We start from the raw sequence: 18320 nt of genomic DNA on the forward strand, positions 1-18320 counted from the left end.
CATGGCTCGCACCCGTACCCGTGCCCGCCTCCGTACGTCCGCGATCGTCGCCTCGGCCGGCGCCCTGCTGGCCGTCACCGGCTGCGGCGCGGCCGACATGACCAAGCAGGCGTCCCCGTTCGCAGCCCCGGCGGACATCAAGACCGTCACCCTGTCCGTCCAGTCCTGGGTCGGTGCACAGGCCAACGTGGCCGTCGCCCAGAAGATCCTTCAGGACGAGCTCGGCTACCGCGTCGACCTCGTGCAGACCGACGAGGTGCCCGCCTGGGACGCCCTCAGCCAGGGCCGCGTGGACGCCATGCTGGAGGACTGGGGCCACCCGGACCAGGAGAAGCTGTACGTCGAGGACAAGAAGACGATCGTCCCCGGCGGCGACCTCGGCGTCACCGGCCACATCGGCTGGTACGTCCCCAAGTACTGGGCGGACGAGCACCCCGACGTCACGAACTGGAAGAACCTCGACAAGTACGCCGACGAACTGCGCACCGCCGAGAGCGGTGACAAGGGCCAGCTGATGGACGGTTCGCCGTCCTACGTCACCAACGACCAGGCGCTGGTGAAGAATCTCGGCCTCGACTACAAGGTCGTCTTCGCCGGCTCCGAGGCCGCCCAGATCACCCAGATGCAGCAGTTCGCCAAGGAGAAGAAGCCCTTCCTCAGCTACTGGTACCAGCCCCAGTGGCTGTTCAACGAGGTGCCGATGGTCGAGGTGAAGCTCCCCGCCCACTCCGACGCCTGCGCGGCGAAGGCCCCGGCGGACATCGACTGCGCGTACCCGACGACCCCGCTCCAGAAGTACCTCAACGCGGACTTCTCGAAGCGCGGCGGGGACGCGGCCGCGTTCCTGAAGAAGTTCCACTGGTCGGAGAAGGACCAGAACGAGGTCTCCGAGATGATCGCCTCCGAGCGGCTGTCACCCGACGAGGCCGCGGAGCGCTGGATCGAGAAGCACCCCGGCACCTGGAAGAAGTGGCTGGACCGGTGATCTGACCGGGCCCGGACCCGTCCCACCAGACCCGGACCCGCGTCCCACCGTCAGCCGCCGCGGCATCAGCTGCGGCGGCTGACGGCGTTCCGGGCCGCTCCGGCTGTTTCCGGCCGAGGTCGTCCGAAACTCACTATTCACTCAGTACATGTACTGAGGGTAGAGTCGGTCGCATGAGCACCCGCCATGTCCTCCTGGGCCTGCTCGCAGCGGGTCCCTGCCACGGCTACGACCTGAAGCGGCAGTACGACGCACGCTTCCCGCAGGCCCGCCCGCTCGCCTACGGGCAGGTCTACACGACGCTCCAGCGCCTGGTGCGTGACGGGCTGGCCGCGGTCGACGGCACCGACTCCGACGGCGGCCCCGAACGCACCCTCTACCGGTCCACGGACGAGGGATCACGCGAACTCGACCGCTGGGCCGAGGAGATCACCCCGCCGGCCCCCTTCGTGACGAACGAGATCTTCTCCAAGGTCGTGGTCTCGATCCTCGTCGAGGCGGCCGGCCACCGGGCGGGCCGGGACGGGCGGACGCCGGACGCGGCCGCCCACCTGCGGGCCCAGCGCGCCGCCCACATGGAGCGGATGCGCGAGCTCACCGCACTGAAGACCACGCCGGAAGCCGATCTCAGCACGGTGCTCTCGGCGGACTACGCCCTTGCCCATCTCGATGCCGACCTACGGTGGATGGCCACCACCGCGGCCCGGATCGACACCTTGACCGCGGAGGTCAACTCAGCATGAGCACACGGGACGAACAGGCCTCCCGGGAGGCCCCGGCGCTGATCTCGGCGCACGGTCTGAAGAAATCGTACGGACGGACCGAGGCGCTGCGTGGCGCCTCCCTCGATCTCCACGCGGGCGAGATCCTCGCCGTCACCGGCACGAGCGGCAGCGGCAAGTCGACTCTGCTGCACTGCCTTTCAGGGATTGTCCGGCCCGACGAAGGCACCGTGATGTACGGCGGCGAGGAGCTCGGCGGGCTCCCCGAGGACCGGCTCAGCCGCCTGCGGCGCGACGACTTCGGCGTGGTGTTCCAGTTCGGGCAGCTGATCCCCGAACTCACCGCGCTCGACAACGTGGCGCTGCCGCTGCTCCTGGCGGGGATCCCGCGCGACCGCGCCGCCCGGCGGGCGGGGGAGTGGCTTGAGCGCTTCGGTGTGCGTGGCCAGGCCGACCTCCGTCCCGGTGGCATGAGCGGCGGACAGTCCCAACGGGTCGCGCTGGCACGGGCGTTGGTCACCGAGCCCAGGGCGGTCTTCGCGGACGAGCCGACCGGGGCGCTCGACGCGCTCTCCGGGGAACAGGTGATGACCGCTCTCGTCCATACCGCGCGGGAGACCGCCACGGCGGTGCTCCTGATCACCCATGACGCGCAGATCGCCGCGTACGCGGACCGTGAGGTCACCCTGCGGGACGGCGCCTTCGACGCCGGCTCCGCCGAGGCCGCCGGTCAGGGGGCGGTCCGCCGTGAGAACTGACCTCCGCATCGCCTGGATCCTCGCACGGGGCTCGGAGCGCCGCGAGTGGTGGAGGCTCTCACTCACCCTCCTCGGCGCCCTGCTCGCCACGGGCTTCTCCCTCGCGGCCGTGACCACGGCCGCCGTACCGGGGCAGGTGTCGATCCCGTACGCACACGGGTTGCTGAACCAGCCCGGCCAGCGCGCGGGAGTGGCGCTCGCGCTCGTGCTCCTGCTGATCCCCGTGCTGGGCTTCCTCGGCCAGTGCGCCCGCATCGGCGCCGTGCACCGCCATCGGCGGATGGCCGGGATGCGGCTCGCCGGAGCGTCCCCCGCCCAGGTGCGGAGAATCGCCGCCGTGGAGTCCGGGTTCGTCTGCCTGGCCGGTTCGACGGCCGGAGCCGCCGCGTTCGTCGCGCTCCTCGCCGTGGTGGGGCACTCACCCGGACCCGGTGCCTGGGCGGGCTTCGCGGCGGTCGTCCTTCTCGTTCCCGTGGTCGCGGCACTCGTGAGCGCCTTCGTCCTGCGCAACGTGCTGGCAGCACCCCTCGACCACCTGCGCAGGACGGGGCCGGACCCGCAACGCAGGGGGGCGCTCGGCTTCGCGCTCGCGGCTGTGCTGATCGCCTCGTCGGCACTGCTCCTGATGTTCCCGGCGCGCGCGGGCGCTGCGCCGCTCGTGTCGCTGGTCCTGGCCGTGGTGGTCCTCACCGGGGCGGGCGCGATCTGGGTGGCGAAGGCATCGGCGGCGTACATGGGCCGCAGACTCACCCTCCGGGCCAAGCGCCCGGCGGTGCTCATCGCCGCGAGCCGCCTCGCGCACGATCCGTGGGCCGCCGCGCGCACGCATGCCGCGCTGCTGCTGGTCACCGTCGTCGGGGTGGGCTTCGTGGGTGTGCGCGGTGTCCTGCTCGCCGAGCTGCGGGGGCCCGGCCATGAACCGGAGGGCCTGGCCTTCTACACCACCGGTATCGACCTCGCCGGTTCCGCCGTGCTGGTCGCCCTGGCCATCAGTCTCTGCGGCCTCGCGGTGGGCGCCGCCGAGTCGCTCGCCACCCGTCGCAGGGGACTGGCCGCCCAGGCGGCGGCCGGAGTTCCGTACCGGGTCCTCGCCGCGGCGACGATTCTGGAGACCGCGATCCCCCTGGCCCCCGCGCTCCTGCTCGCCGGGGCCGGAGGAACGGTGGTGTACATGGGGTATGCCGCCGTCGTGAACAACGGGTTCGTGCCGCTGCTGCCGCTGCTCGTCCCGCCGTTGGTCCTAGCCGCCTGTCTGCTTGCCGCCGCGACGTCCCTCCCGCTCCTGCGGCGCGTGGCCCATCCGTCGGAGCTCCGGTTCACCTAGTGGTGCTTCGTCAGGTTCGGTTGCGGGGCAGGGGCGGTCGCGGATGGTGCAGGGGCCGGTCCAGCTCTTCAGCGGGTCCTGGAGGAGGTCCAGGACCCGCGCTCGGTAGCGGTACAAGAAGTGGAACACCGAACGGGCCGGCAACCGGCTGAAGCGCTTCCGAGCCGTCGCGACACGTCACGTCCGCAGCACGCTGACCGCTGCCGGTGTCGATCTAGTCCTCCAGCCAGCCGGGGCTGACCATGCGGTATTCGTAGGCCATGACCACGACCTGGGACCCCGGGCGCCGAGTTTGGCCATGATGCGGCTGACGTGAGTCTTCGCGGTCAACGGGGAGACCACCAGCCGCGTGGCGATTTCCTCGTTGGTGCGGCCGGCGGCGATCAGCCGCATGACCTCGCGTTCGCGGCTGGTCAGGGCATCGAGGCGTTGGTCGGGTTCGCGGGCGTTGACGGGGCGGTCGGCGAATTCCGCGATGAGGCGACGGGTGACGGAGGGGCTGATGAGTGCCTCGCCCCTCGCGGCGACGCGGACCGCGCGCAGGAGTTCGTCCGGTTCGGTGTCCTTGAGGAGGAAGCCTGTGGCGCCGGAGCGCAGCGCGCCGTACACGTACTCGTCGAGGTCGAACGTGGTCAGCATCACCACCTTCACGGCCGACAGCTGCTGATCGGCGGCGATGCGGCGGGCGGCTTCGAGTCCGTCCATGCCGGGCATGCGGATGTCCATCAGGACCACGTCGGGGAGCAGTTCACGGCACGCGGCAAGGGCGGTGTGCCCGTCGGAGGCTTCGGCAACCACGTGCAGGTCGTCCTCGTCGTCGAGAATGCCGCGGATCCCCGCGCGTACGAGGCGCTGGTCATCCGCCAGCAGAATCTGGATCATCAGCTGCTCCGTCGATCGGCTCGTGGTGGTCCGGGAACGGTAGCCGTGCCCGGACGGTGAATCCGCCCGCAGGGCCGGCACCGGCGCTCAGCGTTCCGCCCAGGGCGCGTGCTCGCTCCGTCATGCCGGCGATGCCGCTGCCAGGTGGCCGGCGGACCGCGCCGTGGCCGTCGTCGGTGACGTGGAGTGTCACTTCCCGCTCGCCATGGCGGAGGTCGACGACGACGTGCCGGGCGCCGCTGTGCCGGACCGCGTTGGTCAGGGACTCCTGCACGATGCGGTAGGCGGCGAGGTCCACCGCTGCGGGCAGCAGCGCGGGAGTGCCGTGGCGCTCGATGTGTACATCCAGGCCCGCCCGAGTCGCCGAGGAGATCAGCTCTCCGATCCGGGAGAGCCCCGGTGAGGGGGTGGTCGGAGCTGCCTCGTCGGCCTGACGTAGAACACCGAGGGTGGCGCGCACTTCCTGGAGGCCGTCCTTGCTGCTCCGCTTGATGGCGGTCAGCGCCTCCTTCGCCAGATCGGGGTTCTTCGGCAAACGGTGCAGGGTGGAGGACGCCTGCACATGGATCGTCGACATGGTGTGGCCGATGACGTCGTGCAGTTCGCGGGCGATACGCAGTCGTTCCTGGGTGGCGCGCAGTCTGCCGTGTTCCTCGGCGTAGGCGAGCCGGCCGTGGCGCATCGCGCCCAACGCCAGCACCGCGATCAGCCAGCCGGTCAGCATGAAGACCGCCGTGCCGGTGACATCGCCGGTGCCGACGAGCGCGCCCGCACCCACACCGATGACCATGACCGCGGCCAGGGCGACCGACACCTGGATCCGTCCCCGTGCCGCCAGCGCGTACAGCGCAGCGATCGGGACGATGACCAGCGGGCCGTCGACCGTGCTCAGCAGGTGGTAGACGCCGGTGCCGAGCACGGTGCACACACCCACCGCCACCGGATGACGGCGACGCAGCGGCAGTGCCGCGCACACCAGCACCGCCAGGAGCCAGGAGATGATCAGGGAGGCGGTCGCGTTCCACTGCGCGCCGAGCCGCTGCCCCTCGGCCACCCCGCACAGCACGAGCACGACCCCGGCGAGCGCCAGGTCGGCGTGGAGCCCTGTGGGCAGACGGAAGCGGGTGGCATCGAGGTGGAACACTGCTTCATTCTGCCCGGAGCGCGATGCCGCACGACGGCTTGTGTGCGGACACGAGACGGGGGCCTGCCGGAGGAGTACGCGCCGGTCCGGGATGTACATCCGCTGGGGTACAGCTGTCGCGGCCAAGTGTCTGCCGTGGGCCGACGCCCGGGTCCCGGGGGCCCGCGCAAGATCGAGGGTATGTCGTCGTCCATTGCTCCCACCCGGACCGGTGCCGCCCTCGTCGGCGCGCTGGTGGGTACCGCGGCCGGAATTCTGCTGATCACCGCCGCCGGAACGTTCTCGGTCACGGCCAGCGGTGTGTTCGCCGGGCTCGCACTCGGTGTCCTCGCACCGGCCGGGGCGGTCGTGGGCATGGCGACGGCTCCAGACAGCACTCGCTCGAATTCGAGGTAGCACATGTCTTCCCCCCGCGGCTCCGCCGCGTCCCTTGCTCCGCCCCCGTCCGGTACGCCGTCCGCGCCTGTCGGCCGGTTCGGTGCCCTGGCGGGCTGGGCGCAACGTCATCGCTGGGCCGCTCTCGCCCTGTGGGCGGCCGTCCTCGCCGCCATCACGCTGGGCTCCACCGCGGCAGGATCCGCATACAGGAACGACTTCACGCTGCCCGGCACCGATTCCCAGAGCGCCACCGACCTGTTCAAGAAGCACGGAAGCGACCAGGCGGGCGACAGCATCGAGATCGTCTTCAAGGACGCCGCAGGCGTCGAGCGCGCGAAGGCCCGCATCGAGCCGATGCTGGCCGAGGTGAAGCAGATGCCGGGCATCGCCGACGTGCGCAGCCCCTTCTCCGACGTCTCGGCGGTCTCGAAGGACGGAACGATCGCCTACGCGTCCGTCACGCTCGACGGCAGGACCGAGGAGGTTCCCTGGGAGGACGTCGCCCAGGTGATCGATGTCGCACAGCACATCGCCACCGACGACCTCCAGGTCGAGGTGGGCGGCGAGGCCGCGCGCAACGCGCAGGACCGGGATCCGCCGACCGCCGAACTCGCCGGGATCGTGGCCGCGCTGGTCATCCTGGTGCTGCTCTTCGGCTCGCTGCTCGCGGCCTCGCTGCCGCTGATCACGGCGCTGTTCGCGGTGGGCGGCGCCGTCGGCCTGATCGCCCTGGCCTCGCACATCCTCACCGTCGCGGACTTCACCCCGCCCATCCTGATGCTCGTAGGTCTCGGCGTCGGCGTCGACTACGCCCTGCTGATCTTCTACCGCTACCGCCACGAACTCCTCGCCGGCGTGCGGTCTGCGGAGGCAGGCCGCAAGGCCCTCGACTCCGCAGGCCGCACCGTCTTCTTCGCCGGATGCACGGTCATCGTCGCCCTCCTCGGCCTGGTCGCCCTCGGACTCGGCTCCCTGCAGGGCATCGCCCTCGCGGTGGCCATCACCGTCCTGGTCACGATGGCCGCTTCCCTGGTACTGCTGCCCGCCCTCCTCGCCCTGTTCGGCGGGCGCATCCAGCGCCATGTCCTCAAGCAGCAGGCCAGGGCCAGGCTGCAGGGCAGGACCGAGGGCGACCGCTGGCGCGCCATGGCCCGCGCCGTGCAGCGCCGCCCCCTCCCGACCCTGCTGGCCGGTGTGATCGCCCTCCTGGCCCTGTCCGCACCGGCTCTCGGCATGCGCCTGGGCTTCGCCGACTCCGGCAACGCCCCGAAGAGCTCGACAGCCCGGCATGCGTACGACCTGCTCGCCGAAGGCTTCGGTCCCGGCTTCAACGGTCCGCTCATCGTGCTGGTGAAGGGCGACCGGAGCGCCGGGAAGGCCGTCCAGGTGAAGCTCGCCACCACCGACGGCGTCGCCGAGGCCAGTCCCGCGATGCCCTCGCCGGACGGTGCTCTGTCCACGGTATTCGTCTACCCGACGACCTCCCCGCAGGCAGTGGGAACCGTGGACCTCGTCCATCACCTGCGTGACGACATGGCCCCGCCCCTCGAACACGCCACCGGTGCCGAGGTACTGGTCGGCGGTGCCACGGCTGCCTCCCAGGACGTCTCCGAGACGCTCGCCGACCGGCTGCCGCTGTTCGTCGCCGTGGTCGTCGGCGTCTCCTCGCTCCTGCTCCTGCTGGTCTTCCGGTCGATCTGTATCCCCGTCAAGGCGGCGGTCCTGAACCTGCTGTCCATCTCCGCCGCACTCGGCATGATCACCCTGGTGTTCCAGCACGGCTGGTTCGGAGCACAGCCGGGCCCCGTCGAGGCGTTCATTCCCGCGCTGATCTTCGCGATCGTCTTCGGGCTCTCCATGGACTACGAGGTCTTCCTCGTCTCCCGTATCCACGAGGAATGGATGCGCACCAAGGATCCGGCGCAGTCCGTGCGGGAGGGACTGGCCTCGACCGGCAAGGTCATCACCGCGGCCGCGGCCATCATGATGTTCGTCTTCGGTGCGTTCGTCCTCAGCTCGGACGGGATGCTCCAGCAGTTCGGTCTCGGTCTGGCCGTCGCGATCCTGCTCGACGCAGTGGTCATCCGCTGCCTGATCGTCCCCGCCGTCATGCAGATGCTCGGCAAGCGGGCCTGGTGGCTGCCCGCATGGCTGGACCGAAAGCTGCCCAGGGTGTCGGTCGAGAGTCCCGGGCAGAACTGACCCGCGGCCCGGCTCAGCCTGGTCGGCTGCGGTCCAGGACCTGGTTCCCTACCAGGTCCGGGACCTCCTCGACGACCTGCCGAAGTGCTGGACCGGCACCTGCACCACCCGCAACCGCCCGCAGCCGAAGCGGACCCAGAACCTGACGAGGCACTACCAGGGTCCTCGGTCCGCGTCATGCCGTTCCCGCCTCGGCGGTGTCCGCCCCGCCGCCCGGGCGCGCCGCCACGACGAGTGTCGCCGCGACGAGTGCGGCGGTGAGGATGCCGGTGACGAGCACCGGGACCGGGAGGAACGTCGTGGCCAGGACGGCGAGGACGGCGACGGGGTGGATGAGGTCGTTGCGGCTGCGGAGTTCCTCCGCCCGGTGGTGGAGCAGCCACACCAGGGTGATGAAGACGGCCACCGGGATGGTGAACGCCGCTGCGGCGGCACGGTCCGAGAGGTGACCGTGACCGCCGGCGTGGGCCACGTTGACCGCCAGTCCGGCGCCGACCGCCGCGGCCGAGGCGAAGACGGCGTAGTGGCCGTAGCCCCAGAGGATCGCCGCCCTGAAGCCGGTGAGCCGCTGGGGGGCGTTCTGCGCGAAGTAGAGCCACCACAGGGCGAACACCGTCAGTACGCCGCCGACGACCAGGGTCGCGATGTCGCCGAGGGCCGTCTCGCCGTCGAGCGCGGTGCGGACGGCGGCGGTGGCCGCGGTGATGGTCTCACCGAGGACGATGAGGGTGAACAGCCCGTACCGCTCGGCGATGTGATGGGGATGCCAGGTGGTCTTCGCCGGGCTCTCGGCCCAGACGGGGACGGCGATCTCGGCCAGGACCAGGACCGCGAACAGCGGCAGGCCCCAGTCCTCCGGCAGCGCCAGCCTCGCGACCCAGCCGACCTGCACGATCAGGATGCCGGCCGCGTAGCGCAGGCAGGAGCGCCGGCGTTCCGGGTCGGAGCGTGCGGCGCGCAGCCACTGGGTGGCCATGGCGAGCCGCATGACGACGTATCCCCAGGTGATGACGGTGAAGTCCTCGTGCGAGAGGGCGTCCGCCGCGCCCGCGGCCAGGATCAGGGCACCCGTGATCTGGACCAGGGTGAGGAGCCGGTACGGGACGTCGTCGGTGTCGTAGGCGGAGGCGAACCAGGTGAAGTTCATCCAGGCCCACCAGATCGCGAAGAACACCATCGCGTAGCCCAGGACCCCGTCCCCGACGTGTCCCTCGGCGAGTTCGTGCTCGAAGGCTCCCGACGCCTGGGCGACGGCGGTGACGAAGCACAGGTCGAAGAAGAGCTCCAGCGCGGTCGCCGTGCGGTTCTCCTCGCCCGCGAGACGGGCGACCATCGGCCGGTGCCATGCCCCGAGGGCGGACGGTGACTGACTCATGCGTACCAGGTTTCACGGTCGGAGGGCTCTCACGGCCCGGCCGTACCAGGCGGCCGGGCCGTCCGGCGCCGACCGTGCAGGCCACCGGCCGGGTCGGTCGGCTCGACGGACACCGGTCACGTTACGAGGGCCGTCGGAGGACGTGCAACGCCGACAGGCCACGGCGGGCGCTCAGTCGAGACAGAACTCGTTGCCCTCGGGGTCCTGCATGTTGAGGCACGACTCGTTCTCCTCGTCCGCGAGCAGCAGCTGTCCGCGCACCGCGCCGAGCGGCAGCAGCCGGGCGCACTCGGCCTCCAGTGCCGCGAGGCGCTCCTCGCCCACGAGGCCGGTGCCGACCCGCACGTCGAGATGGACCCGGTTCTTGACGGCCTTGCCCTCGGGGACGCGCTGGAAGTACATGCGCGGGCCCGCACCCGAGGGGTCCTTGCAGACGGCCCAGGCGTCCCCGTTCCCGGGCGGCTGCGCGCGGTCGAAGTCCTCCCAGGTGTCGAAGCCCTCCGGCGGCGGCTGGAGGACGTACCCCAGCACCTCGCACCAGAAGCGGGCGACGCGCCGGGGCTCCGCGCAGTCGAAGGTGATCTGGACCTGCCTGATCGATGCCATCGGACCATCGTAGAGGCGGGGGTCCGCGCCCGTCCCCCGGGCCCGCGACCAGGCCGGGAGACGGTCAACCGGTCGCCCGGGCCGCCTCGTCCGCCTCCGGACGTTCGAACTGGGTGCGGTGCAGCTCCTCGTACCGTCCTCCGGCGGCCAGCAGCTCCTCGTGCGTGCCCCGTTCGACGATGCGCCCGCCCTCCACGACCAGGATGAGGTCCGCGGAGCGCACGGTCGAGAGCCGGTGGGCGATCACCACGGCCGTGCGGCCTTCCAGGGCCTCGGCCAGCGCCTCCTGGACGGCGGCCTCCGAGGTGGAGTCCAGGTGCGCGGTCGCCTCGTCCAGGATCACCACGCGCTGACGGGCCAGCAGCAGCCGGGCGATGGTGAGCCGCTGGCGTTCGCCTCCGGAGAGCCGGTAGCCGCGTTCGCCGACCACCGTGTCCAGCCCGTCGGGGAGCGAGGCCACCAGCCCGTCCAGGCGGGAGCGGCGCAACGCGTCCCAGATCTCCTCCTCGGTGGCCTGCGGGCCGGCGAGCAGCAGGTTGGCGCGGACCGACTCGTGGAAGAGGTGCCCGTCCTGGGTGACCATGCCGAGGGTCTCCCGGATCGAGTCGGACGTCAGGTCGCGTACGTCGACGCCGTTCAGCCGTACGGTGCCGGCGTCGGCGTCGTACAGCCGGGGGAGCAGCTGCGCGATGGTCGACTTCCCGGCTCCGGACGATCCCACGAGGGCGACCATGCGGCCGGGTTCGGCCGTGAAGGAGACGTCGTGCAGCACCTGCGAGCCGTCGCCCCGATCGAGCGTGGCGACCTCTTCGAGGGAGGCGAGCGAGACCTTGTCGGCGGACGGGTAGCCGAAGGAGACCCCGTCGAACTCGACGGACACCGGTCCGTCCGGCACCCGGCGGGCGTCGGGCTTCTCCGCGATCAGCGGTTTCAGGTCGAGGATCTCGAAGACCCGCTCGAAGCTGACCAGGGCGCTCATCACTTCGACCCGGGCTCCGGCCAGGGCCGTCAGGGGCGCGTAGAGCCGGGTGAGCAGCAGGGCCAGGGCGACGACGGCCCCGGGTTCCAGGGTGCCGCGCAGCGCGTAGTGACCGCCGAGGCCGTAGACGAGGGCGAGGGCGAGGGCCGACACCAGGGTGAGTGCCGTGATGAAGGTGGACTGCAACATCGCCGTGCGGACGCCGATGTCACGTACCCGTCCCGCGCGGGCCGCGAATGCGGCGGACTCGTCCGCGGGGCGGCCGAAGAGCTTGATGAGCGTCGCGCCCGGCGCGGAGAAGCGTTCGGTCATCTGCGTGCCCATGGTGGCGTTGTGGCCGGCGGCCTCCCGCTGGAGGTCGGCCATCCGTGTGCCCATGCGGCGGGCGGGGACGACGAACACCGGCAGCAGCACCAGGGCGAGCAGCGTGATCTGCCACGAGATCGTCAGCATCACGGCCAGGGTCAGCAGCAGGGTGACGACGTTGGAGACGACGCCGGAGAGCGTGTTGCTGAACGCCCGCTGCGCGCCGATCACATCGTTGTTGAGCCGGCTGACCAGTGCACCGGTCCTGGTACGGGTGAAGAAGGCGACGGGCATTCGCTGGACGTGGTCGAAGACGGCTGTCCGCAGATCGAGGATCAGCCCCTCGCCGAGGGTGGCGGAGAGCCATCGGACGAGGAGGCCGAGCCCCGCCTCCGCCAGCGCGATCAGGGCGATGAGCAGGGCGTACCGGACGACCGTGCCGGGGTCCCGGCCCTCCACGATCGCGTCGACGACCCAGCCGGCCAGTACGGGCGTGGCCACCGCCAGGAGGGCGGTGACCACGCTGAGGAGCAGGAAGCGGACGATCCTGCCCCGGTGCGGCCGGGCGAAGGCTCCGATGCGGTGCAGTGTGGCTCTGGAGAAGGGCCTGCGGTCCGTCTGCGCGTTCACCGTGCTGTGCAGCGCGTGCCACGCCGTGACTTCCATGTCCATGCGGTCCTCCGGGGTCGGTCGGTGTGCGGGGAACGTTAGGACCTCGAGTGAAGTTGAGGTCAAACGTTCCCGGCCGGCTTCACCCGTCGGCGCGTTCAGCGTGCCCGAACGGTCGCCATGACCTCCCGGTCCGGCTGCAGGGTCAGCGTCGGCACGGGATCGACGGTGCCCGGGTCGACCTCCAGCTCGAAGCGGCGCGCCAGGACGGCCAGGATCAGCACCGCCTCGACCATCGCGAAGCGGGTACCCAGGCAGACCCGGGGGCCACCGCCGAACGGGTACCAGGCGTACTCCGGGATCTCGTCCCCGTCCTCCTCGTCCCAGCGCTCGGGGCGGAACGCCTCGGGCTCGGGGAACCACCGCTCGTCCCGGTGCGTCGCCCACTGGCTGCTCCACACCCGCGTGCCCTCCGGTATCGGCACCCCGCCGAGCCGGGCCCCCTCCTTGGCGATCCCCGTGACCAGCCAGATCGTCGGATACAGCCGGAGGGTCTCCTTCACCACCGCCTGGGCGTACGGCAGCCGCGCGTAGTCGTCGATCCCCGGTTCCCGGTCGCCCAGCACCCGGTCCAGCTCCTCGGTGAGCGCGGCGAGCGCCCGCGGGGTACGGGAGAGGAGGTACCAGGCCCACACCAGCGTGGAGGCGGTCGTCTCGTGACCGCCGATGTAGAGGGTGACGGTCTCGTCGCGGATCTCCTGGTCGGTGAGGTGCGCCCCGGTCTCGTCCACCGCCGTGAGCAGCCGGCTCAGCAGGTCGGGGCGCTCGCCGTCCCCGTCGCGGTGGCGGGCCACCACGCGTCCGACCTCGGCGTCGATCACGGCGGCGGCCTTCTTGATCCTGGCCCGGCCGGGCGTCGGCACCCAGTCGGGCAGCACGGCGCCCAGGCCGCTGAACTCCTTGCCGATCTCCTGCTGGGCGATGTCCATGGCCCGGCCCATCGACGCCGCGTCGGCCGGTGTGTCCACCCCGAAGATGGTGCGGACCGCGATCTTCTGCGTCAGGGCCGCCATCTCCCGCTTGACGTCGACGCGTTCGCCGCCCGACCAGCTGTCGGCCAGGTCCACGGCACACGCAGTCATCGTGGAGGCGTACGACTTCACCTGCTTGGGCCGCACCGAGGGCTGGACCAGGGAGCGCTTGCGCCTCCAGTCCGCGCCGCGGGCGACGACGACGCCGTTGCCCATGACCGTACGGAAGGCGATGCCCAGCAGGGGCTGGTCGAAGGTGCGTTCCGTCTCGGTGAGCAGTTCGCCGATGCACTCCGGATCGGCGACGAAGATGCAGTCGTTGCGGCCGAAGCGCCAGCGCACCATGTCCCCGTGACCGCGCAGGCGCTCGAAGAACGCGAGGGGGTCCTTGCCGAACTGGGGCAGGCTCCCCAGGAGCGGCACGCCCCTGGGTCCCTGGACGATCCGGTGGCCGCGCGGCCCGGTGTCGAGGGCCGCACCGGTTTCCGTGGACATGGGGAACTCCCGTCATCTGCCGTGCGCAGTACGTGAGTTGCTGAGCCTAATGCCAGTCGGCCATGAGCTCGAAGGGGCGATCTCCGGTTCAGGCCATGGCACGGCCGGGGGCCGCAGGCGGTCGCCTGCGGCCCCCGGTGACGACGTGCTGCGGGATCAGACGCCCGGCGGTACCCGGGACGGGCGGCCACCGCCGCGCGTCAGGGAGTAGCCGAACACGCCCGCGAGCGCGGCGAGCGCGGCGCCGCCGGCGGTCCACAGCCAGCGGCTGGTCCACCACCCGGAGGACCAGCCGTCCTCCGGCTCGCTGCCGGCCAGGGTGACGCCCTGGGCCGATGCCGCGGAGACGCCGGGTACGAGGGGCTCGGCGAGCGTGCCGTCCACGTCGTGGGCGCCGCCCTGGTCGGCCGAGGTGACCTCCGTCTCGACGTGGACCGGCAGGCCCAGATCCTCCTCGGGCAGGCCGACCACCGTCAGGCGCACGTAGTAGGTGCCGGGCAGCGGGTCGGACGCCCACGGTTCGGACCAGGCGCGCACGGTGCGCAGCACGCAGGACAGTTCGACGGTGGCGGCGTCGGGCGCGGCCTTCCGGGTCTGGTGGCCGTACATGCAGGCCTGCCGGCGGCGGAGCCCGTCGTACACGTCGATCTGCCAGGTCGAGGCGCCGTGCCGGGTGGCACTCTCGGGCAGGCTCACCTCGGCGCGGACCGTCGGGCGTTGCCCGGTGTCGCCGGGGAAGGCCCAGTACAGGTAGTCGCCCGTGGACGCGTCCGCGGTGGCCGCCTGGCCCTGCCGCACGGGTGTGGCGGTGCGGAAGGTGGTGCCCGCCTCCGTCGGCCCCGCCGACCCGCCCTCCGACGGGCTCGCGCTCGCGCTCGCGGAGGGGTCGTCGGCGGCGGCGGTGCCCGCCGGGGCGAGCAGGGTGACGGCGGCCAGCAGCGCCCCCACGCATACGCGGCGTACGGTGCTTCTGCGGGTGGTACGCATCAGTTGGTCCTCCAGACGGCGACGCGCCAGCGCGAGATCCAGCCGAACAGCAGCCCGGCGATCAGCCCGGCCAGCACCATGACGCCCAGCAGCCACCAGCCGCGGCCGAGGCCGAACGCGGCGGTGTCGGCGGCCTCGTCGGGTGACTTCACGAGGTCGATGGTCAGCTCGACGGGCATGCCTGGAGTGGTCTTCACCGAGGCGGGCGCCGAGAAGGAGTTGCCGAGATCGAGGCAGACGCTCTCCGCGGCGGGCTTCAGGTCCTCGTCGGAGACGTCGGCGTCGTCCTGCTCGCCCTTCGGGTAGCGCAGGCCGGTGGAGACGGCGTCCGTGCGCCCCGTGCCGGACTCCGAACCGCGGACGATCTCACGGCCGTGCGTGGTCACGGCGCGCAGCAGGACCCCGTAGTCGTTGTTCACGGCGCGGTCCGCGCCCACGCTCACCGAGGCGCGCAGCTCCTGGCCGGGCAGGACGTCCACCCGGTACCAGCGGTGCTTGCCGATCTCCTGGCGGTCCGTGTAGAGCCCGGCCTTCAGGACCGGGGCCGCGGAGCAGCTGCCCGCGCCCTCGGTCGCCACCGGGGTGACGACGGGCTCGGCGGCCCGGTCCACCAACTGTGTGACGCGGCCGGAGAGTTCCTCGGTGTGCTGGACCGCTGTGTAGGTGCCGCCGGTGGCCTCGGCGATGCAGGTCAGCTGCTGCCGGATCTTGGCGTTCGGCACCAGGCCCAGCGTGTCGACGACCAGGTGGGTCCCCCGGGCGGCGATCTCGCGCGCGACCTCGCAGGGGTCCAGCGGGCCGCAGGTGTCCTCGCCGTCGGTGATCAGGACGATCCGCCGGGTGGCGTCACCGCCCTCGAGGTCGTCGGCCGCGCCGAGCAGGGCGGGGCCGATCGGGGTCCAGCCGGTCGGCGCCAGCGTGGCGACGGCGGTCTTGGCCTCGGTGCGGTCGAGCGGGCCGACCGGGTAGAGCTGCTTGGTGTCCTTGCAGCCGACCTTGCGGTCGTCGCCCGGGTAGTCGGCGCCGAGCGTACGGATGCCGAGCTCGACCTCCTCGGGCACCGCGTCCAGGACATCGTTGAACGCCTGCTTGGCGGCGGATATCCGGGACTCGCCGTCGATGTCGCGGGTGCGCATGGAGCCGCTGACGTCAAGGACCAGTTCGACCTTGGGCGGTGCGGCGGCGGTGGGTTCGTCGGCGGAGGCCGGAACGGCGGTGCCGAGCCCGGCGGCCAGGGTGGCGAGAAGGACGCACACCCCAGCCGTCAGCCGTTTTCTTATGATCATCGCCGGATCCTATTGAAGATCCGCGGCCATCCCCAAAACACGGGTGGCGGGCGCGATTTCGGGGTGCTCCCTCATCCGCCGAGCAGCGGCTCCGAGGCTCTGTCCAGCACGGAGCCGACGCGCTCCCAGGTCTCGGTGTCCCGCTCCACCGGTGGGAGTTCGGCGTCGTCCGAGGCCGCGTTCCACCGCGCCGCGACGGCGACCGGGTCCCCGCCGCCCGCCGCGGAGGCGGCCAGCGCCGCCGCGCCGAGCGCGACCAGCTCGCCACTGCTCGGCACGATCAGGGGGCGGCCGGAGAGGCGGCGTACGGTCTCCACCCAGGTCCGGCCCTGCGCGCCGCCGCCGATCAGCCGCAGCGGCCGGCCGGCGACCTCGGGGTCGGCCGGGTCCAGGCCGCACGCGCGCAGCAGCTCGTCGAGCGCCCGCAGCACGGTGAACGCCGCGCCCTCGTAGGCCGCGCCCAGCAGCTGCTGCGGCGTGGTGTCGTGCCGGAGCCCTGTCAGGAGGCCGGACGAGGTGGGCAGGTCCGGGGTGCGCTCGCCGTCCAGGTAGGGGAGGAGGACGGCCTCACCGCCGGGCGCCGCGTCGTCGCGGTGCAGGCCGAGCACCGTGGCCACCTTGTCGACGGCCAGGGTGCAGTTGAGCGTGCAGGCCAGCGGGAGATACGTGCCGTCGGCCGCCGCGAAGCCGGAGAGGGCGGTGGACGCGGGGCGCGTCCGGGAGGCGGCGAAGACCGTGCCGGAGGTGCCGAGGCTCAGGACGGGGTGGTCCAGCAGCCCCGCACCGCCCAGGCCGAGGCCCACCGCGGCGCTCATGTTGTCCCCGGTGCCGGCGGCCACGGCGATCCCGGCCGGCAGGCCGAGCGCCTCGGCTGCGGCCTCGGTCAGCGACCCGATCCTGGTCCCGCCCGTGGCGGCGACCTCCGGCAGCATCGAGAGGTCCAGGCCGAGCCGGTCCAGGAGCTCCGGGTCGTACGCGCCCGTGTCGGTGGAGTACCAGCAGGTGCCCGACGCGTCGCCCGGGTCGGTCGCCGCGACGCCCGAGAGCCGCTCGGTGAGGAAGTCGTGGGGCAGCCGCACGGAGGCCGTCGCCCCTGCGCTCGCCGGATCGTTCTCGCGCAGCCACCGCCACTTCGTCGCGGTCATGGACGCCACGGGCACCGTGCCGGTGCGGGCGGTCCACGCCTCGGGGCCGCCCAGCTCGGCGACGAGCGCCGCCGCCTGCGGCGCGGAGCGTGTGTCGTTCCACAGGAGGGCGGGGCGCAGGGGCCTGCCGGACCGGTCGAGCGCCACGAGTCCGTGCTGCTGCCCGGCGACCGCGATGCCGGTGACGGCGGAGGCGGAGAGGCCGGACTCCTTGAGCCCGGCCGCGACGGCGTCGCACAGCGCCCGCCACCAGATCTCGGGGTCGGTCTCGCGTGCTCCGCCGTCACCCGTGACGACGTGCGGTGCGCGGCCGACGGCGAGCAGCTCACCGGTTTCGGCGTCGGTGACTGCAGCCTTGGTGGACTGGGTGGAGCTGTCCACGCCGATGACGACGGTACGCGGCGGCATGGGCTACCTCTTCTCGTGCGGTTTCCGGTGGTGCGGGTTTTGGGAGTGCGACAAACAAATTACGTGATCGGCGGCGTGCCGACCAGGGGTGTCCCCGTTTCGCCGTCCGGGGGGTTACGTCCGCGCGGTGCCGTGTGCATAATTAATCATGTCAGTGAACAAATAGGCCCGGGGTGACGCGACGGTCCCGGACCCCCGGCAGTCGAAGGCGGACAGACGATGACGGAACGCTTCACTCCCACCCCTGCGGACAGGTTCACCTTCGGTCTGTGGACCGTGGGCTGGCGTGGCAACGACCCGTTCGGTGAGCCGACGCGTCCCGCGCTGGACCCGGTCGAGTCCGTGGAGCGGCTCGCGGAGCTCGGCGCGCACGGCGTGACGTTCCACGACGACGACCTGATCCCGTTCGGGTCCGACGACACCGAGCGTGCCCGGCTGATCGGCCGGTTCAAGGACGCCCTGGAGCGCACCGGGATGAAGGTCCCGATGGCCACGACGAACCTGTTCACCCACCCGGTGTTCAAGGACGGCGGGTTCACCGCGAACGACCGCGACGTCCGGCGCTTCGCGCTGCGCAAGGTCATCCGCAACATCGACCTGGCCGCCGAGCTCGGCGCGACCACCTACGTCGCCTGGGGCGGACGCGAAGGCGCCGAGTCCGGCGGCGCCAAGGACGTGCGTGTCGCCCTGGACCGCAT

Annotated in this window: 15 protein-coding genes and 1 pseudogene; 7 read left to right on the plus strand and 9 right to left on the minus strand. The window is 71.9% G+C overall.

The window, feature by feature from the left end; translation table 11 throughout:
* The first annotated feature begins 1 nt into the window (after position 1).
* The 4 genes from ACFC51_RS16060 (at position 2) to ACFC51_RS16075 (ending at position 3789) form a co-directional block, all read left to right on the plus strand.
* On the plus strand, positions 2-985 hold the full coding sequence (locus ACFC51_RS16060; RefSeq protein WP_376370161.1) for an ABC transporter substrate-binding protein: 984 nt from the start codon (positions 2-4) through the stop codon (positions 983-985).
* 173 nt (positions 986-1158) lie between these two features.
* Entirely contained in the window at positions 1159-1728 is a 570-nt protein-coding gene (locus ACFC51_RS16065; RefSeq protein ID WP_376370163.1) for a PadR family transcriptional regulator, read from the plus strand.
* Positions 1725-2465 carry an ABC transporter ATP-binding protein gene (locus ACFC51_RS16070; protein ID WP_376370164.1) on the plus strand — a complete coding sequence of 247 codons (741 nt, stop codon included), beginning with the start codon at positions 1725-1727 and terminating at the stop codon, positions 2463-2465. Before ACFC51_RS16065 ends, ACFC51_RS16070 begins: the two co-directional genes overlap by 4 nt.
* Positions 2455-3789, plus strand: a complete 1335-nt coding sequence (locus ACFC51_RS16075; RefSeq protein ID WP_376529200.1) for an FtsX-like permease family protein — start codon at positions 2455-2457, stop codon at positions 3787-3789. The genes ACFC51_RS16070 and ACFC51_RS16075 overlap by 11 nt, the downstream gene beginning before the upstream one ends.
* Before the next feature lie 214 nt (positions 3790-4003).
* On the opposite strand, the pseudogene ACFC51_RS16080 reads toward ACFC51_RS16075, so the two are convergent.
* Positions 4004-4671: pseudogene (locus ACFC51_RS16080) on the minus strand (response regulator).
* Positions 4646-5815 carry a sensor histidine kinase gene (locus ACFC51_RS16085; protein WP_376529202.1) on the minus strand — a complete coding sequence of 390 codons (1170 nt, stop codon included), beginning with the start codon at positions 5813-5815 and terminating at the stop codon, positions 4646-4648. The pseudogene ACFC51_RS16080 and the gene ACFC51_RS16085 overlap by 26 nt, the downstream one beginning before the upstream one ends.
* A gap of 180 nt (positions 5816-5995) precedes the next feature.
* Here ACFC51_RS16085 and ACFC51_RS16090 point away from each other — a divergent pair, with 180 nt between their 5' ends.
* Both ACFC51_RS16090 and ACFC51_RS16095 read left to right on the plus strand, forming a co-directional pair.
* Positions 5996-6211 (plus strand): hypothetical protein, encoded by a 216-nt coding sequence (locus ACFC51_RS16090; protein WP_376370169.1) that lies wholly within the window; start codon positions 5996-5998, stop codon positions 6209-6211.
* 3 nt (positions 6212-6214) lie between these two features.
* Positions 6215-8395 (plus strand): MMPL family transporter, encoded by a 2181-nt coding sequence (locus ACFC51_RS16095; RefSeq protein ID WP_376529205.1) that lies wholly within the window; start codon positions 6215-6217, stop codon positions 8393-8395.
* 175 nt (positions 8396-8570) lie between these two features.
* On the opposite strand, the gene ACFC51_RS16100 is transcribed toward ACFC51_RS16095, so the two are convergent.
* The 7 genes from ACFC51_RS16100 to xylB all read right to left on the minus strand — a co-directional run bounded on the left by ACFC51_RS16100 (position 8571) and on the right by xylB (position 17622).
* Positions 8571-9770: a low temperature requirement protein A gene (locus tag ACFC51_RS16100; RefSeq protein ID WP_376529206.1), complete on the minus strand. Its 1200-nt coding sequence runs from the start codon at positions 9768-9770 to the stop codon at positions 8571-8573.
* Between the two features lie 171 nt (positions 9771-9941).
* On the minus strand, positions 9942-10376 hold the full coding sequence (locus ACFC51_RS16105; protein WP_376370174.1) for a VOC family protein: 435 nt from the start codon (positions 10374-10376) through the stop codon (positions 9942-9944).
* A 64-nt stretch (positions 10377-10440) separates the two neighbouring features.
* A complete protein-coding gene (locus ACFC51_RS16110; RefSeq protein ID WP_376529208.1) occupies positions 10441-12333 on the minus strand; it encodes an ABC transporter ATP-binding protein in 1893 nt (630 codons plus the stop codon).
* Positions 12334-12428: 95 nt separating this feature from the next.
* Positions 12429-13796: a cytochrome P450 gene (locus tag ACFC51_RS16115; protein WP_376529211.1), complete on the minus strand. Its 1368-nt coding sequence runs from the start codon at positions 13794-13796 to the stop codon at positions 12429-12431.
* A 156-nt stretch (positions 13797-13952) separates the two neighbouring features.
* The gene (locus ACFC51_RS16120; RefSeq protein ID WP_376529214.1) at positions 13953-14783 is read right to left on the minus strand and encodes a hypothetical protein; all 831 of its coding nucleotides are present in this window, start codon (positions 14781-14783) and stop codon (positions 13953-13955) included.
* Positions 14783-16069, minus strand: a complete 1287-nt coding sequence (locus ACFC51_RS16125) for a VWA domain-containing protein (protein ID WP_376529216.1) — start codon at positions 16067-16069, stop codon at positions 14783-14785. Before ACFC51_RS16125 ends, ACFC51_RS16120 begins: the two co-directional genes overlap by 1 nt.
* 71 nt (positions 16070-16140) lie before the next feature.
* Complete coding sequence (xylB, locus tag ACFC51_RS16130; protein WP_376529219.1) at positions 16141-17622, minus strand: xylulokinase; 1482 nt, start codon at positions 17620-17622, stop codon at positions 16141-16143.
* Between the two features lie 219 nt (positions 17623-17841).
* Here xylB and ACFC51_RS16135 point away from each other — a divergent pair.
* Positions 17842-18320 (plus strand): TIM barrel protein (locus tag ACFC51_RS16135; protein WP_376529221.1); only part of this gene is annotated, 479 nt, incomplete at its 3' end.

The organism is Streptomyces sp. NPDC055962 (assembly GCF_042270185.1).
GTDB lineage: Bacteria > Actinomycetota > Actinomycetes > Streptomycetales > Streptomycetaceae > Streptomyces.

What these genes read in the sequence shown, in the direction of transcription:
- ACFC51_RS16060 (WP_376370161.1), top strand. Translation starts at nt 2, where the DNA reads ATGGCTCGCACCCGTACCCGTGCCCGCCTCCGTACGTCCGCGATCGTC.
- ACFC51_RS16065 (WP_376370163.1), top strand. Translation starts at nt 1,159, where the DNA reads ATGAGCACCCGCCATGTCCTCCTGGGCCTGCTCGCAGCGGGTCCCTGC.
- ACFC51_RS16070 (WP_376370164.1), top strand. Translation starts at nt 1,725, where the DNA reads ATGAGCACACGGGACGAACAGGCCTCCCGGGAGGCCCCGGCGCTGATC.
- ACFC51_RS16090 (WP_376370169.1), top strand. Translation starts at nt 5,996, where the DNA reads ATGTCGTCGTCCATTGCTCCCACCCGGACCGGTGCCGCCCTCGTCGGC.
- ACFC51_RS16095 (WP_376529205.1), top strand. Translation starts at nt 6,215, where the DNA reads ATGTCTTCCCCCCGCGGCTCCGCCGCGTCCCTTGCTCCGCCCCCGTCC.
- ACFC51_RS16100 (WP_376529206.1), bottom strand. Translation starts at nt 9,770, where the DNA reads ATGAGTCAGTCACCGTCCGCCCTCGGGGCATGGCACCGGCCGATGGTC.
- ACFC51_RS16105 (WP_376370174.1), bottom strand. Translation starts at nt 10,376, where the DNA reads ATGGCATCGATCAGGCAGGTCCAGATCACCTTCGACTGCGCGGAGCCC.
- ACFC51_RS16110 (WP_376529208.1), bottom strand. Translation starts at nt 12,333, where the DNA reads ATGGACATGGAAGTCACGGCGTGGCACGCGCTGCACAGCACGGTGAAC.
- ACFC51_RS16115 (WP_376529211.1), bottom strand. Translation starts at nt 13,796, where the DNA reads ATGTCCACGGAAACCGGTGCGGCCCTCGACACCGGGCCGCGCGGCCAC.
- ACFC51_RS16120 (WP_376529214.1), bottom strand. Translation starts at nt 14,783, where the DNA reads ATGCGTACCACCCGCAGAAGCACCGTACGCCGCGTATGCGTGGGGGCG.
- ACFC51_RS16125 (WP_376529216.1), bottom strand. Translation starts at nt 16,069, where the DNA reads ATGATCATAAGAAAACGGCTGACGGCTGGGGTGTGCGTCCTTCTCGCC.
- xylB (WP_376529219.1), bottom strand. Translation starts at nt 17,622, where the DNA reads ATGCCGCCGCGTACCGTCGTCATCGGCGTGGACAGCTCCACCCAGTCC.